General features: G+C 34.5%; 1 protein-coding gene. It reads left to right on the forward strand.

Translation table 11 applies throughout. The features are described from left to right. A partial coding sequence (locus tag FJR06_RS01065; protein WP_015079994.1) for a transposase occupies positions 1-642 on the forward strand: 642 nt, incomplete at its 5' end. Positions 643-818 lie beyond the last annotated feature (176 nt).

An 818-nucleotide genomic window follows, 5' to 3' on the forward strand; every position in this document is an offset into this window, starting at 1 on the left:
ATGACCCCAATAAGAACAGATAGTACACCAAAACAGTTCACTTTTAAACAAGAAAAACTCCCTCCAGTAGTAGTGAATTTCCAGGGTGGTAAAGTAACATCGGATGCAGGTCTAAGTTTAATTGCGGAAATAGACCGAAAATTGCAAATAACATCACGTTTAGCTTTGGGTTTCCAAGACTACAGAAAGCCAAATAAGACGTTACATCCCATAGAAAGCTTATTAACACAACGGATATATGGCTTAATCATGGGATATGAAGACTTAAATGACCATGAAGAATTACGTCATGATCCCATGTTCGCACTGGCATTAGGAAAAAGCATTAGTCAAGAGAAGGAACAACAATTAGAATTATTTAGTGATAGAACCAGTACCCATACATTTGCAGGTAATCAATTACGTTTGTGGTTCTCTTCCATTGCTTATGTTTTGATGAATGCTTTGCGAAATAAATGTTTAGTTAAAACTGAATTACAGAATGCTCAAGTTGGGACTATCCGTACCAAGTTGTTGAAGTTAGGAGCTTTGATTACAATAACAACTAGACGAGTTTTAATTGCGATTAATAGTTCTTGTCCCTATCAGCATATTTATGCTACTGCTTACCGTTGTTTGCAGTTGTTACCCAATCCTGGTTAATTCTTTTGGGACGATTATTACGCTCATTTTTAGCTTTAATTTAGGGTGGGGATAAAAGTTTTTTCTTCACTCTGTTTTCAGATGCCTAATTTTACTATTAAATTATTTATATCAGTATATATTGCCTGAATAGCTCTTGATATTTAACTGAGTTTCTCAAATATATACTTAGAAGA

It is taken from the genome of Dolichospermum sp. UHCC 0352 (genome assembly GCF_009711925.1).
Lineage (GTDB): Bacteria > Cyanobacteriota > Cyanobacteriia > Cyanobacteriales > Nostocaceae > Dolichospermum > Dolichospermum lemmermannii.